The sequence below is a fragment of the Nostoc sp. CCY 9925 genome (assembly GCF_963920935.1).
In the GTDB taxonomy this organism is placed as follows: Bacteria; Cyanobacteriota; Cyanobacteriia; order Cyanobacteriales; family Nostocaceae; genus Nostoc.
In genome coordinates, this window is sequence record NZ_CAWUDO010000072.1 from 24989 (window position 1) to 44025 (window position 19037).

Below are 19037 nucleotides of genomic sequence, written 5' to 3' on the forward strand. Positions count from 1 at the left end.
GTTTATCTGTGGTTCTACTCTTTTAGGACTTACGCAAAAACTCTCTGAAACTCTTATTTCTTTGTGTTCTTTGTGTCCTTTGTGGTTCGTTTTTTCATAATTTTGCGTAAGTCCTGTCTTTATTAGCAATGATTGAGGATTGCCATACTTTAGCTATAGTAAGCTAACAAATTGCTATAGGCCGCCTCAATTTTTTGCAGCTGAGCTATTACATCTTCTTGTAACGTTTTTAACCTTTTAAACTCACTTTCACGATTAATTTCGCGGGTTTCTTTTTGCTTAACTAAATTATCTAATTCAGATTTACGAGAGACAATATCATCGTTAATCCGCTTGCTCACTTCTCGTTCGTAAGCATCAAAACACTCTTTCACCGCATCGTATACAACTTGAGATTGCTCTTGCGCTACTTGGGGGAGGTGTTTAACTAACTCTTTTTTAGCCGTTTTTACTAACTCTTTACGCGCTTGATCTGCTTGTAAAAAGCCTACTCCCAAACCTAGCAGTGCAAATCCAATAGGCCCGAGAAAAACACCAGTCACCGCTGTAATTATCCCACCAATACCAATTACAGTGAAGTAATTTAACAAGATATTTTTCCAATCAAATCCACTTCCAGCTAGTGCAACACCAGCAAGATTTCCCTTAGACAGCGATAACAATCCCATTGCCCATTTTGCCCAAGCGGGGGAGTTATCATCTTCACTAGCTATAGTGGCATTTACTTTGATGTTTTGCCCGGTGATTTTTTCGGTGATTTGGTCTGTTACTTGACTGTAAGATGCGCCATATTGTGCAGCACTGCGAGAAAGTTCTTTAAAAGCTGCATTGATATCTTTTTCAGCAGTTAATGTCCAAGCAGCAGATTTGTCAGTGATATATTGTTCAAAGGCTTTTTGCAGTGCGGCGTTAAAAGCTTCCCGTTTTCCGCTACTCAGAAAATCAAACAAATTTAATTCTGGTTGATAACGCAAAAAATCGTTTTCAAAGGTATTACCTAAGTTTAAAACATAGCTGCGGAAGGATTCAGAAATTGTTCTTGCTTGAGTATCTCTGGTGTTGAGAATTTCTTTTTGGAATTGATCTCGAATTGTTGTGAGTTTATTAAACTCTGGTTCCACTGAATCAATTCTTTTTTTCAATTCATTTACATCTTGGTCGAGTAATGGTACTCTTCTGGCAACAGCTTCGAGGATGTGATTAACAGCTTGCCTAGATAAGGTTCTGATTTGACGGAGTTCTGCGATCGCTCTTTCTCTGGTAAGAAAAGTATTCAGTGACCCCATAAATTTAGGAAAGCCAGTGCCGTCTAAATCAGCTTGGGGATTCTTCAGCCGCCTTCTGAGTGCTTGAATTGACGAAAGCTCAAATACACGTTCGTCATAAATATTCTGCCCATCTACGTAACAATACTCTGCTAAATTCGCTTTAAATACTTGCCGCAATCTGTCTTCAGATGCTTTTAACTCCTCTTCATCATCAGGATCTATCAATGATTCCCGCAGTTGATCCCAAGCATTAACTAAGAAGAAAACTGTCAATCCTCTACCTTTAATGTAATTTTCTAAATATCGCCGTTCACCCAAGGTACAAGGTTGAGAAGCTCTCATCACAAATAAAATTGCATGGCAATTATTCACATAACTCAAAGATAATTCGTTTCGTGTTTCTGTATCATTTAATCCTGGACTATCAACAATTTCAATTCCTTTTTCTAGTAACGTTAAAGGATATTCGACTACTGCATAATCAACATCAGGAAAGGCTTGCTTTTTCTCCTGTTCTAATTTTTTCGCTTCAGCTGGGTCGATGGTATATTTATGTTTAAAACTTTGAAAATCTAACTCTTGTGGACTTTTACCGTCATTAAAATGAATAGTAACTTTCTTTTCTGGGCCATAGCGTAAAACCGTTAACACTGCGGTACAAGGGTTAACATCACTTGGTAATAAATTTTCTCCAATTAAGGCATTCAGAAACGTACTTTTTCCCCGTTTCATATCGCCCAAGACTAAAAGGCGAAATACGCCTTTGCGGAGATTTTTACTAGCTACTGTAATATCATCAATATCTCGGTCTAAACTGAGTTTTCCTGATGAAGAGTCTCCAGCTAATTCAGCTTTATTAATAATTTCAACAAGTTGACTCAAACACACAGAAATTTCCGATCGCACTTGAGCAACACGTTCTAAATCTTTGATAAATCTGTCAGTTGCTACTTGATCGCTCATAATAGTTACACCTAAATTAAGAATTGGTTTTTTTGGATTCAAAAAATAATTTGTAAGACATCCACCCAAGTGCAGCAACAATAATAAACCCAGCAAGGACTGAGGCTATTCTCACTGCAACTAACGCTACCACACCAAGAGCAAACAACTTTCCACCAAGAATTAGATTTTTCATCCAAGGTTTGGGAGAATTTTCTGGCTGATGCTTAACAGTTTGATGAAAAGGTGCATCAGCAGTATGAATTTTAGCTTCCATTTCTCGAAGTCGCAATTCAACTTCTCGTTCTCGTAATATACGTTCTCGTTGTTCAAGTTCTTTATGACCGTCGCTTTCAGATGTCATCGCTGTCCACCCCATCTCAAACAATTAAATAATCTCAGCATTAAGTCGCCAATATTTTTGTATATTAACTTACAGCAATATTTAATAACTCCAGTAAATTTACTATTTTAACCTTCATTACCTGCTAAATTTAAGCTGGAGTTAGATCCCATAAAACGTACTCGCTTTCCGGAAATTTTTAGTGAAAACGAAAATTCCCATCTTACTAAAACAATGACTTGCGTGAAAATAAGAAATACAAGTCAGTTGGGTAGACAGCAAAACCTGGAGGAAACCATTGTACTTTTATCCCCTTTAGTTGGGCAATTTTCCCCCTCAATGCAAATCACAGACTTGAGTTTTGTCAGGTGAATCGTGACTTACGCATTGAGCAGAATCAATTTCAAGAAATATCAAAGCAGATTAATTAAAGCTTCCAAACTCACAAATCGCAGGCGGCACAGTTATGAAAAAACTAGAAGGAAAAATCGCAGTTGTTACAGGTGGTAACAGTGGTATTGGACTTGCGACAGCAAAGCGGTTCGCCGCTGAAGGCGCCCATGTGATTATTACGGGTCGTCGTCAAACCGAACTTGATGTTGCAGTCAAAGAGATCGGAGAAAACATCACCCCTGTTCAGGGAGATGTCTCCAATCTCGCCGATCTTGATCGCTTGTACGCTACCATCAAACAGCAGTATGGTCGCATCGATGTCCTCTTCGCCAATGCTGGTGCTGCTGAATATGCTCCTTTAGGAGCAATCACCGAGGAACACTTCGATAAGATATTTAACATCAACGTCAAGGGGCTGTTGTTCACAGTGCAGAAGGCGTTACCGCTATTTCAAGATGGGGGTTCGATCATTCTTAATGCTTCGATTGTTGCCTCCAAAGGCTTCGAGGCTAACAGCGTCTACAGCGCCACCAAGGCTGCGGTACGGTCATTCGCACGCACTTGGACGGTAGATCTTAAGGATCGCAAGATTCGCGTCAATGTCGTCAGTCCTGGTGTCACCGATACACCAGGTCTCAAAGATTTGTTGGCATCCGCAGCAGAACCAGATGGAGACCCAAAAACTGACTTGCTAGCTAATGTGCCGTTGGGCAGAATGGGCACTCCTGATGAGATTGCCAAAGCCGTGTTGTTTCTCGCATCAGATGACAGCAGCTATATCACCGGCATCGAACTGTTCGTGGATGGCGGCTTAGCACAAATTTGAATCAGCGCGATGTCTACGACAAGCGTGCGATTCATTCGGCGCGTTTCCCTTAGCTCAATAGACTTCCTTGCTTAGCATCCATGTAGGAAGCGTAGCCATCGCCTGTTTTTTATTGATACCCTAAATGCATTTTGTGTGTAATTTGTCAATGTGTAAATTCTAGAATGGAAAGCTTAAATATCAAATAATAATCAGTAGCGTGATAAATTTATAGCCAATTTGCAGTAAGTAGCGATCGCTCAGTACCAGAGTTTATTTTGAATCAGAGTTAGGTGTGGTAAAAATTTTTGACAATAAACCGTTACATTTCTATTCACTTGTTTTAAAAATAGAAATAGGCGATGCCTTTGGCAACCCCTCCGGTGTATGCATCATTGGATTTTAGGCAAATCAGATGTCAATCATGCCACCGCTATAAGCCAAAATTTTTATAGAAGAAAACACGGGTACAGTCAAAATGGACATTAAAAATGGCTTCGTCGGCGCTATTGGCAACACACCTCTGATTCGCTTGAACAGCTTCAGTGAAGAAACAGGGTGCGAAATCCTTGGTAAAGCAGAATTCCTCAATCCTGGCGGTTCCGTCAAAGACCGCGCCGCACTTTACATCATCCAAGACGCAGAAGAGAAAGGTTTACTCAAACCCGGTGGTACCGTTGTCGAAGGAACCGCTGGTAATACTGGCATTGGACTAGCGCATATTTGCAACGCCAAAGGCTACAAATGCCTAATTATTATCCCTGATACTCAATCACAAGAAAAGATAGACGCACTGACAGCCTTGGGAGCAGAAGTCCGTCGCGTCCCGGCTGTACCCTACAAAGACCCCAACAACTATGTCAAATTATCTGGTAGAGTAGCCGCTGAATTAGAAAACGCCATTTGGGCAAATCAGTTTGATAATTTAGCCAACCGCCGCGCCCACTACGAAACCACAGGACCAGAAATTTGGACGCAGACAGATGGTAAAATAGATGCATGGACAGCTGCAACTGGTACTGCTGGTACTTATGCTGGTGTGGCATTGTACTTGAAAGAACAAAATCCAGCCATTAAATGCGTTGTTGCCGACCCGCTGGGTAGTGGACTTTATAGCTATGTCAAAACTGGCGAAATCAAAATGGAAGGAAATTCCATCACCGAAGGTATCGGTAATGGTCGTGTCACAGCTAACATGGAAGGCGCACCTGCTGATGACGCCATCCAAATCGATGACAAAGAAGCTTTGAGAGTAGTTTACCAACTTCTCAGAAAAGATGGCTTATTAATGGGCGGTTCAACGGGTATTAATGTTGGGGCGGCTGTTGCCATAGCGAAACAGTTAGGCCCGGGACATACCATCGTCACCATTTTATGTGACAGCGGTTCTCGGTATCAATCGCGGATATTCAACCCCGAATGGTTAGCCTCAAAAGGACTCTCAATAGATTAGTCATGGGACATTGGGCACTTGTACTGAGGTAATTCGACTCCACTCAGTCCAAGTTCGCGTAGCGTCTCGTAGAGAAGTATTGGGCATTGGGCGTTGATTTTTTGACTTAATGACAAATGACCAAGGACAAATGACTAATGACAAACATTACTCAACCATCAAACTTTCCCACAATCGACCAACCCTCTTTTTCTAAATGTGTGCGAGTTTGTCAAAATCGCACTTGTAAAAAGCAAGGCGCTGCTAAAGTCTTAGCGGCTTTTACGACTTTGCCAATTCCGGGCGTAACAGTAACAGCTAGCAGCTGTTTGGGACAATGTGGCAATGGGCCGATGGTGCTAATATTACCCGATGTAGTCTGGTATAGCGGCATTCGACCTGATGAAGTATCTCTACTGGTAGAACAGCATTTGTTAGGTGGTCAAAGAGTCAAACAGATGCTCTATCATCGATTTCATTCCTAAAAATCAAGTCTGCACTCTTGTTAAGTGCCAATTTTAGATTTTAGATTGCCGAGAGCACAATGTTAGCAAGTCATATGCTCTTGCGTCGTTAACGCTATCGAGTATCTTTTAGGACTCAAGCCCTATCTATGTTATCGGTAGAGCGAATCGAAAATCCAAAATCTAAAATCGTAATCGTTCGACTGAGCATAGCCGTACTCCTACGGAGAAGCAAGCTACGCGTAGCGTTCCGCAGGAAAGTCCAAAATCCAAAATTGTTTGACCTAAGTGAGGCATTCGATGAATATCCAGCAACTGCGTCAATCCTTAAAACAGAAGTGGCTGAGTTACTACGAGCAAAATAGTTCTTGGCTGGTTAAAATGCGAGTTTGGTCTACTTACGATGGTCTGCGGCGTCCTTCGTCTGGTTTTATTTTGGCAACGCTGTCTGTTTTGGAACCGCAGTTTGATGAGATACTTGCTTTTATCTTGGATTTAAATAACAATCCGGACAAAATAATTGCTGCTTTAGGCCTCAACTTCAATCCTGATGAAGAGTTACGTTTAATAAAATCAGAAAACCAAGTTGAAAGTCAGCCATTACAAGATAAACTTTCTCACGAAAACAAAGCTGTTCCATTGGTGTTAACTGCCACCAAGGTTGTGCCTGATTCTCCTGTCAAGACGATACATTCAGATTTGCCACACTTACAGCAAACTGTAACATCATTTACAGATAGCACCGAACTAGATCCTATACACAAACCTGGGACATTAGTTGCAGTTCTGACTAAAATTCCTCCCAATCGTTCTGTCAAAGCGTTACATTCAGTCAAGCCAGACTCCGATTTACTCAAGGAAGATAAACCAGTAAAATTGCTTGTCGATCGCTTACCTTCAGGAGGAACGCTGACAATTGCTTCCCAGGTAAACAGCAAAGCCAAAACTATGCCATCTGTGCCATTGACTGCTGAAGTTTCTAGTCACAGCAAACCAGTGCGATCGCTAGCAATTACTATGGATAAACCAGTGCGATCGCTAGCAATTAGTACCGAAGTTACTCAATATACTCAGTATCTTAATACACCATCGCAAGACGTTAAAACCAAAATTGATGTAATACAAAGCACCAATGCCCGTAGTGTAGCTTCTTGGGTAGATGAATTCTGCCAAGGTACCAGATGCGAGCGAGAAGAAAATATTTTTATTTGAACTCCGGGTATTCGTGAGAAACAAATGGGATGTCTACTATTTCACCCTCAGTTTCTGAAACTTTAACTTTCAAGCCCACACCACCAGCTTTGGTGCGGATATAACCTAATCCAAAATAACCATCAGGAGTTTCTGTATAACTGGTAAGTTTGCCGACCTTTTCATCTCCGAGGGCGATCACACTGCCTACTCCCGCATTACCACTGAGTTTGACACCAAATAAGTGCTGTTTTACACCTTTATAAGTGTTTAGCCGAGCAATGGTTTCTTGCCCAATATAGCAACCTTTGTCAAAAGAAATTGTTTGCCATAAACCAGCTTCCAGTGGATTGTAATCATCGGTGAGTTCTGCATCTGGGGCGGGGCGTCCTTGTAAGATTCGCAACACATCCCAAGCGCGATCGCTCATCTCTACCGCCCCAGCTTCTAAGAGTTTGTCCCAGACTGTTGCTTTGTCAGTATAGGGAAAAGTTAAAGTGTATCCGGTAATGCCTAATCCACTACCTACAGCAATTCGCACTCCCTGGGCAGCAGCAATAGTATATACTTGGTGACTACCGTAAGGTTGTCCGATGAGTTCGCCAATACCCAACTTTTCGATTACAGCGTCGCTTTCCGGGCCGATGAGGCTGAGGGTATTGGTATATTGTGTGATATCAGCTAATTCCACCTTATCGGCAAAGAAAATATATTTATCCAGCCATTCCATGAGAAACTGGCGGCGGTTAGGCGAAACGAGCAGAATCACCGCATCTTCTCTGACGTAGGCGGTTACTAAATCAATTGTTCTGGCTGTGGAAGTGACGAAAACCGTATCACAACCTTGTCCTGGCTTGAGTGCGAGGAAATCATTAGTACTTTGGTTATGTAAAAAGCGGAGTCGGTCATCGCCAGCCACTTTGATGCGTCCCCAGGAGGTGCGATCATATATTGCAACCCCAACTCTAGCAGCTTGGATAGCAGCTGCGTCTCGATTGTCAATTGTAGATGTTGGCATGATGACGAGTTGCCCTGTTTGAATGTTATCGCACTGGAAATCTTAGCAAATAAGGGCTTGCGGCTTCAATGCACCTGAGGTTTTCTTTTAGCCTATAATCAAATCCAAATAAAGTGCCCAACAATAAAAACTAATGAAACGAACTTTTACTGCAAGTGTATGGCAAGAGGGTAACTGGTTTGTGGCACAGTCCTTGGAGGTTGATATTGCTAGCCAAGGAGAGAGCGAAGCTGAGGCATTAGCAAATCTTGGCGAAGCTTTGGCGCTGCATTTTGAACCACCAGTAGCTACAATTATTCCCCAAATTAAGACACTTGAGGTAAACATAAATGCCGCTGAAGCCATTACCTTATCGTGAGGTGAAGCGAAAATTGGAGGCAAATGGCTTTGAGGAAGTTAATAAAACGCGGAGTGCAGTTTTTCTATTTGTTTCTATCCAGTAGGTAAGGTCTTCCAGAAATCTCCGGTCAAAAACGAGGTCGCGTTCTGAATTATCATCTTGAGAAACTTCAGCTTGAGAAAAGGCTTCTGGTTCTAAATTATCCGAAGGGATTAAATTTATTGACTATTCTTTATCAAGCCCAAAATTCTTTCGGAGTTCGTCTATAGACTGCGGTTGATTAGTCTTAGCCTTAACACGTTGTAAAGCATCTAGAAGTCGTGCTACATTTTCAGGTGATTGAAACAAATATGCTGTTTCTATAATGCTATTAAGTTCCGCAGTCGGAATTATAGATACACTTTCAGCACCTTCACGATTCACAACTACAGGTTCACGGCTGTTAATTGCCTCTTCATAAATTTTGTCAAAATTATTGCACGCTTCGGTGTAGTTTATTTGGTTAGGCATTTTTAGTTCTTAAGTCATTTATTGAGCTTTAATTTAAGTTAACTATAAAGCTTTTACGTCCTAATGATTGAAGATCGTGCTGCTTGAAGAAAACGCGATCCCCTTACTTGTTTAACCCACGTTTGCCCTTGGTGTTTCTGAAGGGGAAGTATATTTCTTTGTGTAGCCCCAGAAGTTTATTCTGAGGGCAATTTTATTTGTTACACTTCGGGTAAACTAGCAAACGCCTCTTCAACTAACTCCTTTGCCTTAGCATCCAAACGCAGCCAATCCACTTCGCCAAGTTCATCAATTAAACTAGTATCAATATTAGCCGCTTCCTCTTGTGGGTTGTATTCAATAAAACACACTTGATAACACAACTCCCACAAATCGATACTTGCTTGTTGCTGTTGACGCTGCAAAAGTAAATGATATCCTGGATGGGGCATCGGCAGACGAGCCAGAGTCCGTCTGATATCATCCGCTTCTTCGGGCGTTGCAGTTTCCATTGCTTGCAACAGTTGAGTCACCAATGCTTTGATTTCATCAGTGGTGTTAGGCGGCCAAATCAGGACATCATGGTAAGTTCCCGTCCAAGAAGACTCATCAAGCTGTTTGCGGATATTGTCGATAACGCGAATGAAAGCAGGTTGCATGAGGATTTCAGCCTGCTGCCATGCAACTGAGTTTGTTATTTTAGGTGGCATTGGTAATAAACAGGGGCACTAAACAGAGAAATAAACAGTCTGCGTTTATTAAAAAGCTGCGTTTTTAATCTAAATCTTTTTTCAAGATAGCGGATTTCATTGAAGAAAATTTGGAGATATTTATTACTAGCCCAAAAATTAGGTGATAACTCTGGGGAGAGAATATGATAGGCAAGTTACTAGACCATCGTTACCAAATAATTCGAGTCCTCGCTACGGGAGGATTTGGTCAAACCTACATTGCCGAAGATACTAGGCGGCCAGGTAACCCTATTTGCGTTGTCAAGCACCTCAAACCCGGAACTGACCCCAGAGTTTTTGCTACTGCTAAGCGTCTGTTCAACAGCGAAGCCGAAACCTTAGAAAAGCTGGGCAACCATGACCGGATACCCAGACTACTGGCTTACTTTGACGAAAACCAAGAATTCTATTTAGTACAAGAATATATTGAAGGACACACCCTAGTCGAGGAACTTCTACCTGGTAAGCGTTGGACTGAAAGCCAAGTAGTTCAACTGTTGCAGGAGATTCTGGGCATTCTAGAATTTGTCCACAAGCAAGGCGTGATTCACCGTGACATCAAACCAGATAATATTATCCGTCGCGCCTCAGATAATAAGTTAGTTTTAGTAGACTTTGGGGCAGTAAAGCAACTGCGTACCCAAATGGTAACAGTTGGCGGGCAAGCTTCTGCCACAGTGGTTATCGGCACTCCTGGCTATATGCCCACAGAACAAGGGCAAGGTAAACCCCGCCCCAACAGTGATATTTATTCCCTTGGGATCATTGCTATTCAAGCATTAACAGGATTGCAGGCAACAGAATTACAAGAAGACCCGGAAACAGGGGAAATCATCTGGCGGCATTCGGTAACCGTGAACCATCGACTGGCGGCAGTGTTGACAAAGATGGTGCGCTATCACTTCAAAGACCGCTACCAAAGCGCCACAGAAGCACTGCAAGCATGTAAAAACGCAATTAATCCTGTAGCTGCACTTTCCGCACCTCAAGAATCTGTCAAAAATTCCAGTTACCAAGCAACTAAACCCCGACCCGAAGCAGTATCTCGCCAGCAAACTCTGGCAGTTGCACCAGCAAATCATGTCCCCCCCAGACCCGTGCGTCAGAACTCTAGCAAATCCGACCCATGGCCAATATTAATTGGCATATTGTTAGCGGGTGGTGCTGCTGCCTTGGTAGCAAATGTATATCCCAATGTAAAAAATTTAGCTGCTAACTTTACAGGTAATGATACCGCTTTAGCAAACAAATGCTCGGCTGTGGTTGTGGGAAATTCTAATATCCGTTCTGAACCTAGTTCGATCAATTCTGGTAATATAGTGCAAACTGTTGGTAATAATACCAGCTTCGAGGTGACTGGCAAGCAGACAAAACGAGGTTGGATAGAAATTAAACTCAAATCTGGAAGTTTGGCTTGGGCACACCCGGCTGTGATAGCTAATAAAGGAGAATGGACTTCTTGCCTGCGGGAAAAACGCATTGCAACTAAGACGATAGATGATAGTACTTTAATTACTACTCGACCGATTCCCCAGCCCAAATCAAAGTCTAAAGATGTAGTAACTTCATCAGCAGAAAAATCAAAAGCGTCAACTGCTGGTACTCTGAAATCAGAGCGATCGCAACCTAGCGACAACAGTGCCAAGATTTTAGAACAGGCAAAAAATAAGTATGATTCGGGAGATTTAGTTGGAGCGATCGCACTTTTAAAATCACTTCCGACAAGTGCTGCTTCTGATATCCAAGAAACAGGTAAAGTCATCGCTCAATGGCAAGATGATTGGGCTAAAGCAGACGCATTATTTAATGATATTAATCAAGCACTAGAATCTGGCCAATGGGATAAAGTTTTAGATTATAAAAACCATCCAGAAAAATTGCCTAACACTCAATACTGGCGAAATAAGATAGAACCTTTATTTAAACAAGCAGCTGAAAATCTAGCAAAACAAGCACTAGAAAAAATAGACAATCAAGTTAATCAGAAGAATCCCCAAAAAGAAGTTACCGATACTAAGGAACCTGCTACTCAAGAGAGTCCCAATGTTACAGAAACTCCTAATGGCAGTTTGTAATATTAGGGACTTCCAAAAAGTAAATTATCCCAAATTATTTGTACATTTGTAGGGGCTGCGCCCCTACGATGGGATGTTTTTTAAACTGGAAGTCCCTTAAGGTTGGCAAACCAAGTAGGGGCACAACAATGTTATGCCCCTACAATAAAATGAACATAGTAAAAAATGTTAGCTTAAAAATATCATTGCAAACAGACCTTTATTTCCATGACTTACTACGTAATCTACGACGGAAATTGTAATCTCTGCGTTACCTTAGTACAATTTCTAGAAACCTTAGACCAGGGAAAGCTGTTTCAATACACTCCCATGCAAGATGAGCAGAAACTTTTAGAGTGGGGAATTACAGCGCTAGACTGCGAACAGGGAATGATTTTAATTGATGGTAATCAGCCTCAAAGACGTTGGCAAGGTAGTAATGCAGCAGAAGAAATTGGGCGGTTATTGCCGTTGGGAAGTGTATTTGTAGACGCTTATCGGGCGTTACCGGGTATGAAGTGGGCAGGCGATCGCTTTTACGAACAAATCCGCGATAACCGCTACACTATCTTTGGCAAGCGTTCTAGTACTTATGAATCCGCATACTGTGTTGATGGCAGCTGCAAACCGTAAGAGTGGATAGTTTTACTAGCTTAAAGGGCACGCAAAAAGGCGGATGTAGACTTTGCTTGTGTAGTCGCCAATTCCATTCGCCCTGGCTCTGTGCCTCTAATTGTCATTAAAATTAATCATTAGACAGAGTTTTGTAGTCATAAATTCAGCCCTTTGATACTAGTAAAAAGTCTGCTATAACCACCATGATCCTATTTGGCGTGTTTGTAAAGATCGTGTAACAACATGAAATTACTTTCACGCCAAAATCCAGCAGGAAGCATTATTCAAGGGGGGGATCTGCGTGAGAATTGGTGCTAATTATTTGGGTAACGGAGAGTGTGAATTTACAGTTTGGTCTCCAACATTAGATAGCGTTGCTGTGCAAATTTTGACGCCCCAAGCGCAGGTAATTGCGCTCAAACCTCAAGCAGAGGGATACTGGCAAACGAAGGTGAATGACGTGTATCCGGGTACGCTTTATAAGTATGTGCTGAATGAGGAAAACGCCTTTCCTGACCCGGCGTCGCAGTATCAACCCGAAGGCGTGCATGGGCCATCTCAAATTATAGATCGGGACTTTGAGTGGACTGATGAAGGATGGGCTGGAATTCCTGTGGAGTCGATGATTTTCTATGAACTTCATGTCGGGACATTCACCCCTGAAGGCACTTTTGCCGCCATTATTCCCCGCCTACCGGAATTACGAGAACTGGGAATTAATGCAATTGAAATTATGCCCATTTCCCAGTTTCCCGGAGATACCCATATTGAGCCTGCTTTGGCATACCGTAACTGGGGCTATGATGGCGTTTATCCCTATGCTGTACAAAATTCCTACGGTAGTCCAGCGGATCTCAAACAACTAGTGAATGCTTGCCACGAAAACGGTATTGCTGTTGTGCTGGATGTGGTGTACAACCACTTTGGGCCAGAGGGTAATTATATGGGTCAGTTCGCGCCCTACTTTACCAGAACCTATAAAACCCCATGGGGCAATGCGATGAATTTCGATGATGCCCTGAGCATGGGTGTGCGAAATTATTTTATCCAAAATGCGATTTATTGGTTGGGCGAATTTCATATTGATGCATTGCGGTTAGATGCAATTCAAGCAATTTATGACTTGGGTGCGAAGCATTTTTTGTGGGAATTAGCGGAAGCAGTTCATCATTTTTCACAACAAGGGCAAAGATGGAAACGGCATTTAATTGCGGAAAGCGATTTAAATAATCCGCGAATCATTCGTCCGGCAGAATTGGGTGGATATGGACTCGATGCTCAATGGAGCGATGATTTTCACCATGCATTGCATACACTTTTAACAGGCGATCGCCAAGGATATTATCAGGATTTTGGCACATTTGCCGATCTAGCAAAAGCTTATCAAGACACTTTTGTTTATGATTGGAAATACTCAGTCGATCGCAAACGATATCATGGTGTTTCTTGCCGCGATCGCCCTTTATCACAGTTTTTAGTGTGTAGCCAAAATCACGACCAAATCGGCAACCAAATGAAAGGAGAACGCCTCACAGCGCGGATCTCTTTTGAAGGATTAAAATTAGCAGCTGGCGCTGTTTTACTATCACCTAATTTGCCGTTATTATTCATGGGAGAAGAATACGGCGAAACCGCACCCTTCATATATTTTGTTAGTCACTCTGACACAGATTTAATTCAAGCAGTTCGAGCCGGACGCAAAGAAGAATTTGAACCATTTCACTATGAAGACGATCCCCCAGATCCTGAATCCGCAGAAACATTCTTAAAGTCTAAACTCAACTGGGAATTACGCCATGAAGGTAACCACAAAGTTTTGTGGAATTGGTATCGTCAATTAATTAATTTACGCAAAACCCACCCAGCACTTCTCAATCAAGACCGCAATTTTATCGAAGCGACTAGTGATGAAGACAAGCAATTAGTTATCGTCCGTCGTTGGTGTGAAACGAGTGAACTAATATTTGTATTGAATTTCAACTCGTCTCCAGTAACAATCACTCTGCCAATTCAAAATAATGCTCACAAACTATTAGATTCAGCAGACACCTCATGGTCTGGGTCTGGTTCCCAAGCTCCTGAATATCTGCCTGCGGGACAAGAAGTGAAATTACAACCCATTAGTTTAGTACTTTATGAAAAAGAGTAGGGTGAAATAAATCAATTCAAAATTCAAAATTCAATAATTCTGGGCATTGGAAATCGGGAAACTAGAGGAGATTTTTCCCCAATGCCCGATGCCCAATGCCCAATACCTACTACCCACGAAAAACAAGTATGCGAATTCCAAGAGCAACTTATCGAATTCAGTTTACACCTCAATTTGGCTTTGAAAATGCAAAAGCGATCGCTGCTTATCTCTGTGATTTAGGCATTTCTGATTTATATGCTTCGCCGATTTTCAAGGCACGGTCTGGTAGCACGCACGGCTACGATATAGTAGATCCCACTCAACTCAATCCGGAACTGGGAACTAATGAGTCCTTTGATGCATTAATTAGTGAAATACAATCTCTGGAGATGGGTTGGTTACAAGATATTGTGCCCAACCACATGGCCTATAGCAGCGAAAATGAGTATTTAATGGATATCTTGGAACACGGACCAGATTCCAGCTATACTGATTACTTCGACCTTTCTTGGAATGTACCATTTGGCGATCGCCAACAACGAATTCTCGCTCCTCTACTGGGAGATTTCTATGGTGTATCCTTAGAAAACGGACACATTCAACTGCAATACGAACAAAACGGTTTAACTGTCAATTATTACAGTTTAAAACTACCCCTGCGCTTAGAATCTTACACAAAATTTCTCACCTATAATCTTGGCAAACTGACGCGCACGCTAGGGCGAAATCATCCCGATTTTATTAAATTATTGGGGATTCTTTACATTCTCAAAAATGTACCTTCAGAAGTTGCGGGTAAACAGCGACAAGACCAAATTGCATTTATCAAAGGATTAGTTTGGGAACTCTACAACACAAACGATTTAATCCGCGAATTCATTAATGAAAACCTGAAAACTTTTAACGGAGAACCAGGGAATTCTGAAAGTTTTAATCTGCTAGACGATCTACTTAATGACCAGTTTTATCGTCTCGCTTTCTGGAAAGTTGGCGCAGAAGAAATGAACTATCGTCGGTTCTTTACTGTCAATGAACTGATTTCTGTCAAAATTGAAGAACTGCGGGTTTTTAATAACACTCATAGTCTTATTCAAAAGCTAGTTGAAGAAGGTAAATTTACCGGTTTACGTATTGACCATATTGATGGACTTTATAACCCAATTCAGTATCTTGAAAGGTTGCAAGAAAAAACCGGGGATGTTTATATCACCGTTGAGAAAATTTTGGAATTAGTGGAAGATTTACCAGAAAATTGGGAAATTCAAGGTACATCTGGCTACGATTTTTTGAATTATGTCAATGGTGTATTTTGTGACAATGAGACAGAATTTTGGTTTGATAAAATTTACCATGCTTTTATTAGTACAAAAGTAGATTATGCCTCGTTGGTAAAAGAGAAAAAGCAGCTGATTCTAGAAAAGAATTTAGCAGGTGACATAGATAATTTAGCCATCCTGTTAAAGAATATTTCCAGCAAATATCGCTATGGCAATGACTTTACCATCAATGGACTCAAAAGAGCGATCGCGGAAATTTTAACAGTGTTCCCAATTTACCGCACTTATATTACTCCCGATGGCATTGGGGAAAGCGATAAACTCACCATTCAAGACGTAATTAGTCAAGCAAAAGAACAAACACCTTTGTTGCAGCATGAGTTAAATTTTATTGAAAAATTGATGCTGCTGGAATTTGATAATTCTCTATCCCAAACAGAACGGGAACAGTGGATATATTTTGTTTTACGAATGCAGCAGTATAGCGGCCCCCTGATGGCCAAGGGTGTGGAAGACACAACATTATATGTTTACAATCGCCTGATCTCACTCAATGAAGTAGGAGGAAATCCCAGCCATTTTGGCATTTCTGTAGGTGACTTCCACAGTTTTAACCAAAAGCACCAAGCAACATGGCCTCACACCATGAACACCACAGCTACCCACGACACCAAACGCGGCGAAGATGTGCGAGCAAGGTTAAATGTATTGTCGGAATTGCCGGAAGAATGGGAAGAACAAATTAACATTTGGAGTCATCATAATCAAGGACATCGCAGCGTTCGCCACGGATTTGCCATGCCCGATCGCAATGATGAGTATTTTCTCTATCAAACCCTAATCGGTGCATTTCCTTTTGCGGAAGAAGAACACGAATCTTTCGTAGAACGAGTGAAGGAATACATGATTAAAGCCATTCGAGAAGCGAAAGTGCATACTGCATGGTTGCGACCTGATAGCGAATACGAACAAGCTTGCACTTCCTTTGTGGAAAAAGTGTTGAATCCTGCAATTTCAGAGCAATTTCTTGAAGCCTTTCATCCTCTTCAACAGCGAATTGCCTACTATGGAATGTTTAATTCCCTTTCGCAAACTCTACTCAAAACTATCGCACCTGGCGTACCTGATTTTTATCAGGGAACGGAACTTTGGGAATTAAGTTTAGTCGATCCAGATAATCGCCGTCCTGTGGATTTTGATCAGCGACGGAGTTATTTAAGCACCATTAAAGAGCAAATCAAAACCGATATTCTGGGATTAATTCAGGAGTTGCTCAAACACAAAACCGACGGTAGAATTAAATTGTTTTTAACGGCGCAATTACTCAAAGCCAGAAAAGATTATCTCTCATTATTCCAAGACGGAGATTATCTGCCGTTAGAAATTCACGGAACTCACGCCAATCATATTATTGCCTTTGCCCGACAATTAGGGAATCAAACAGCGATCGCCATCGCGCCTCGCTTTTTCACTCGCCTCATTCAGCCTGGAGAAGATCCCTTGGGCGAGTCTGTCTGGAAAGATACCCACCTACAATTACCCTCTGGAACTTCCTTGTCTTGGAAAAATGTCTTAACTGAACAACCCTTACAAACCAAACAAACATTATCCATCGCCTCTGCTCTTGCCCATTTCCCAGTTGCTTTATTAGTTAGTAGTGCTGAGTAAAAAAATAGAATCTCACGCAGAATCGCCGAGGCGTAGAGAAATAAAACTCTGCGTTACTCCGCGATTTCCTTGGCGTTCCTTTGCGTTTAAAAATAATTCCGAGTCCACATTATGAATACTCCATCACTCACCACCGCACAGATTGACGCTGTGCAATCCCATATCAAAAAAACGTGGAAAACCTTAACGCGATCGCACGAACATTTATTGCAATCTGCCAAGGATAGTAAGCTAGACCACACATCAGATACTCCCTGGATTGTTTACATTTCACCTTCGGAAGATTGTCCTAACGTTCAGACTGTGTTAGAGCGATCGCTATCTCGTCAGGATATGCAAAGAATTCAAATTCGCACTTTGCCGAGCGAAGTCGAAGCAATTCGAGAGCATGGATTATTATACCTGCCAGGGCCTTATGTCGTCCCTGGTGGTCGCTTTAATGAAATGTATGGTTGGGACAGCTACTTTATAGTATTGGGACTTTTGCACGATGGCGAATTAGAACTAGCCCAAAGTCAGGTAGACCAGTTACTCTACCAAGTGCAGCATTACGGTACTATCCTCAATTCCAATCGGACTTACATGCTGTCGCGATCGCAGCCGCCGGTTCTTAGTATGATGGTTTTGGCGCTATTCCAGCACACCCAGGATGAAGAGTGGCTCAAGTCAACTGTACCCCTACTAGAACAGTTTTACTATTACTGGGTAGTTCCGCCCCACTTGAATGCTGCCACCGGTTTATCCAGATTTTATGCTTTTGGCGAAGGCCCTGCACCAGAAGTTTTGTTTTCGGAGCGAGATGAACAGGGAAAAAGCCACTACGATCGCGTTAAGGAGTACTACCAAACCTTTGAGGTTGAAGATTATGATGTCAGTCTTTACTACGATCGCGAAAATGACGAACTGACCAGGCTATTTTATAAGGGCGATCGTACCATGCGCGAGTCGGGTTTTGATATCACTAACCGATTTGGCCCCTTCAGTGCTGATATCCTCCATTACGCTCCTGTGTGTCTGAACAGTTTGCTGTATCAGATGGAACAAGATTTAGCGAAAATTAACGATATTTTCGGTAACGAAGAACTGGTGCAACAATGGCACGAACGTGCAGAGATCCGCCGCCAACGCATCGACCAGTGTCTTTGGGATGAAGAACAGGGGCTTTATCTGGACTATCACTTCCAGAGTGGCGAACGCCGCCGTTATGAATTTGCCACGACATTTTATCCCCTCTGGCTGGGAATTGCTTCCCCATCCCAAGCCGAACGCCTGGTAGAAAATCTTTCTTTGTTTGAAGCCCCAGGTGGAATTTTTACCAGTACTCGTGTTACCGGGAACCAGTGGGACGCCCCCTTTGGCTGGGCGCCGCTGACGTTAATAGCTGTCCAAGGACTTCACCGTTATGGATATCATACGGAAGGCGATCGCATTGCCAACAAATTCCTCGCTATGGTGGTTAAGGAATTCGGGCGTCACAACACTTTAGTTGAGAAATATGATGTTCAACGCTGTTCTGCCAACGTTTCCAATGAAATCTGCTTTGGATATAGTTCTAACGAAGTTGGTTTCGGCTGGACAAATGGAGTCATTCTGGAACTTTTAGCAGCGTCTGGGAGAAAAGTTTAAATCAACGCAAGTTCGACAGATTCCGAATAACCCCTCTCCAAACCTCTAACAGAAGCAAAGAGAGGCTTAAAAACCCTAATTTTTCGTGCCCAACTCTGGATATTAAAGCCCCTCTCCGTCTCGGAGAGGGGTTGGGGAGAGGTTCATCGAACTCACGTTAAGTTAAGACAGTCGCTACATCTACTTTTGGAGTCGCAAAAGCTGCTTTTCAAGTCACAAAAGCTGCTTTTCAAGTCACAAAAGCTGCTTT

Annotated in this window: 15 protein-coding genes; 10 read left to right on the forward strand and 5 right to left on the reverse strand. The window is 42.1% G+C overall.

Features of this window, described 5'->3' with window-relative positions:
* Positions 1-149: 149 nt before the first annotated feature.
* Positions 150-2231, reverse strand: coding sequence for a dynamin family protein (locus tag ACM0OY_RS28105; RefSeq protein ID WP_414572073.1), 2082 nt, complete (start codon positions 2229-2231; stop codon positions 150-152).
* A gap of 16 nt (positions 2232-2247) precedes the next feature.
* Complete coding sequence (locus tag ACM0OY_RS28110) at positions 2248-2574, reverse strand: DUF3040 domain-containing protein (protein ID WP_414572074.1); 327 nt, start codon at positions 2572-2574, stop codon at positions 2248-2250.
* Between the two features lie 445 nt (positions 2575-3019).
* Between ACM0OY_RS28110 and ACM0OY_RS28115 the strand changes: the two genes are divergently transcribed.
* The 4 genes from ACM0OY_RS28115 (at position 3020) to ACM0OY_RS28130 (ending at position 6859) form a co-directional block, all read left to right on the forward strand.
* Positions 3020-3772, forward strand: coding sequence for a glucose 1-dehydrogenase (locus ACM0OY_RS28115; RefSeq protein WP_414572075.1), 753 nt, complete (start codon positions 3020-3022; stop codon positions 3770-3772).
* Positions 3773-4229: 457 nt separating this feature from the next.
* Positions 4230-5204 carry a cysteine synthase A gene (locus tag ACM0OY_RS28120; protein WP_414572076.1) on the forward strand — a complete coding sequence of 325 codons (975 nt, stop codon included), beginning with the start codon at positions 4230-4232 and terminating at the stop codon, positions 5202-5204.
* Between the two features lie 137 nt (positions 5205-5341).
* Positions 5342-5668 carry a (2Fe-2S) ferredoxin domain-containing protein gene (locus ACM0OY_RS28125; RefSeq protein WP_414572077.1) on the forward strand — a complete coding sequence of 109 codons (327 nt, stop codon included), beginning with the start codon at positions 5342-5344 and terminating at the stop codon, positions 5666-5668.
* A gap of 279 nt (positions 5669-5947) precedes the next feature.
* Positions 5948-6859 (forward strand): DUF5331 domain-containing protein, encoded by a 912-nt coding sequence (locus ACM0OY_RS28130; protein ID WP_414572078.1) that lies wholly within the window; start codon positions 5948-5950, stop codon positions 6857-6859.
* Here the strand turns inward: ACM0OY_RS28130 and ACM0OY_RS28135 are convergent.
* Positions 6852-7856: a YgfZ/GcvT domain-containing protein gene (locus tag ACM0OY_RS28135; RefSeq protein ID WP_414572079.1), complete on the reverse strand. Its 1005-nt coding sequence runs from the start codon at positions 7854-7856 to the stop codon at positions 6852-6854. The genes ACM0OY_RS28130 and ACM0OY_RS28135 overlap by 8 nt on opposite strands.
* A 133-nt stretch (positions 7857-7989) precedes the next feature.
* On the opposite strand from ACM0OY_RS28135, the gene ACM0OY_RS28140 reads away from it, so the two are divergent.
* Positions 7990-8214: a type II toxin-antitoxin system HicB family antitoxin gene (locus tag ACM0OY_RS28140; RefSeq protein WP_414572080.1), complete on the forward strand. Its 225-nt coding sequence runs from the start codon at positions 7990-7992 to the stop codon at positions 8212-8214.
* Positions 8215-8421: 207 nt separating this feature from the next.
* On the opposite strand, the gene ACM0OY_RS28145 is transcribed toward ACM0OY_RS28140, so the two are convergent.
* Together ACM0OY_RS28145 and ACM0OY_RS28150 are read right to left on the reverse strand one after the other, a co-directional pair.
* Positions 8422-8706 carry a type II toxin-antitoxin system Phd/YefM family antitoxin gene (locus ACM0OY_RS28145; RefSeq protein ID WP_414572081.1) on the reverse strand — a complete coding sequence of 95 codons (285 nt, stop codon included), beginning with the start codon at positions 8704-8706 and terminating at the stop codon, positions 8422-8424.
* Positions 8707-8906: 200 nt separating this feature from the next.
* Positions 8907-9395: a hypothetical protein gene (locus ACM0OY_RS28150; RefSeq protein ID WP_414572082.1), complete on the reverse strand. Its 489-nt coding sequence runs from the start codon at positions 9393-9395 to the stop codon at positions 8907-8909.
* A 164-nt stretch (positions 9396-9559) separates the two neighbouring features.
* Between ACM0OY_RS28150 and ACM0OY_RS28155 the strand changes: the two genes are divergently transcribed.
* The 5 genes from ACM0OY_RS28155 (at position 9560) to ACM0OY_RS28175 (ending at position 18787) form a co-directional block, all read left to right on the forward strand.
* The gene (locus ACM0OY_RS28155; protein ID WP_414572083.1) at positions 9560-11491 is read left to right on the forward strand and encodes a protein kinase domain-containing protein; all 1932 of its coding nucleotides are present in this window, start codon (positions 9560-9562) and stop codon (positions 11489-11491) included.
* A gap of 207 nt (positions 11492-11698) precedes the next feature.
* Positions 11699-12103, forward strand: a complete 405-nt coding sequence (locus tag ACM0OY_RS28160) for a thiol-disulfide oxidoreductase DCC family protein (protein WP_414572084.1) — start codon at positions 11699-11701, stop codon at positions 12101-12103.
* A gap of 283 nt (positions 12104-12386) precedes the next feature.
* Complete coding sequence (gene treZ / locus ACM0OY_RS28165) at positions 12387-14234, forward strand: malto-oligosyltrehalose trehalohydrolase (RefSeq protein ID WP_414572085.1); 1848 nt, start codon at positions 12387-12389, stop codon at positions 14232-14234.
* A 128-nt stretch (positions 14235-14362) separates the two neighbouring features.
* A complete protein-coding gene (treY, locus tag ACM0OY_RS28170; RefSeq protein WP_414572088.1) occupies positions 14363-17161 on the forward strand; it encodes a malto-oligosyltrehalose synthase in 2799 nt (932 codons plus the stop codon).
* A 111-nt stretch (positions 17162-17272) separates the two neighbouring features.
* A complete protein-coding gene (locus ACM0OY_RS28175; RefSeq protein ID WP_414572086.1) occupies positions 17273-18787 on the forward strand; it encodes a trehalase family glycosidase in 1515 nt (504 codons plus the stop codon).
* Positions 18788-19037: the final 250 nt, after the last annotated feature.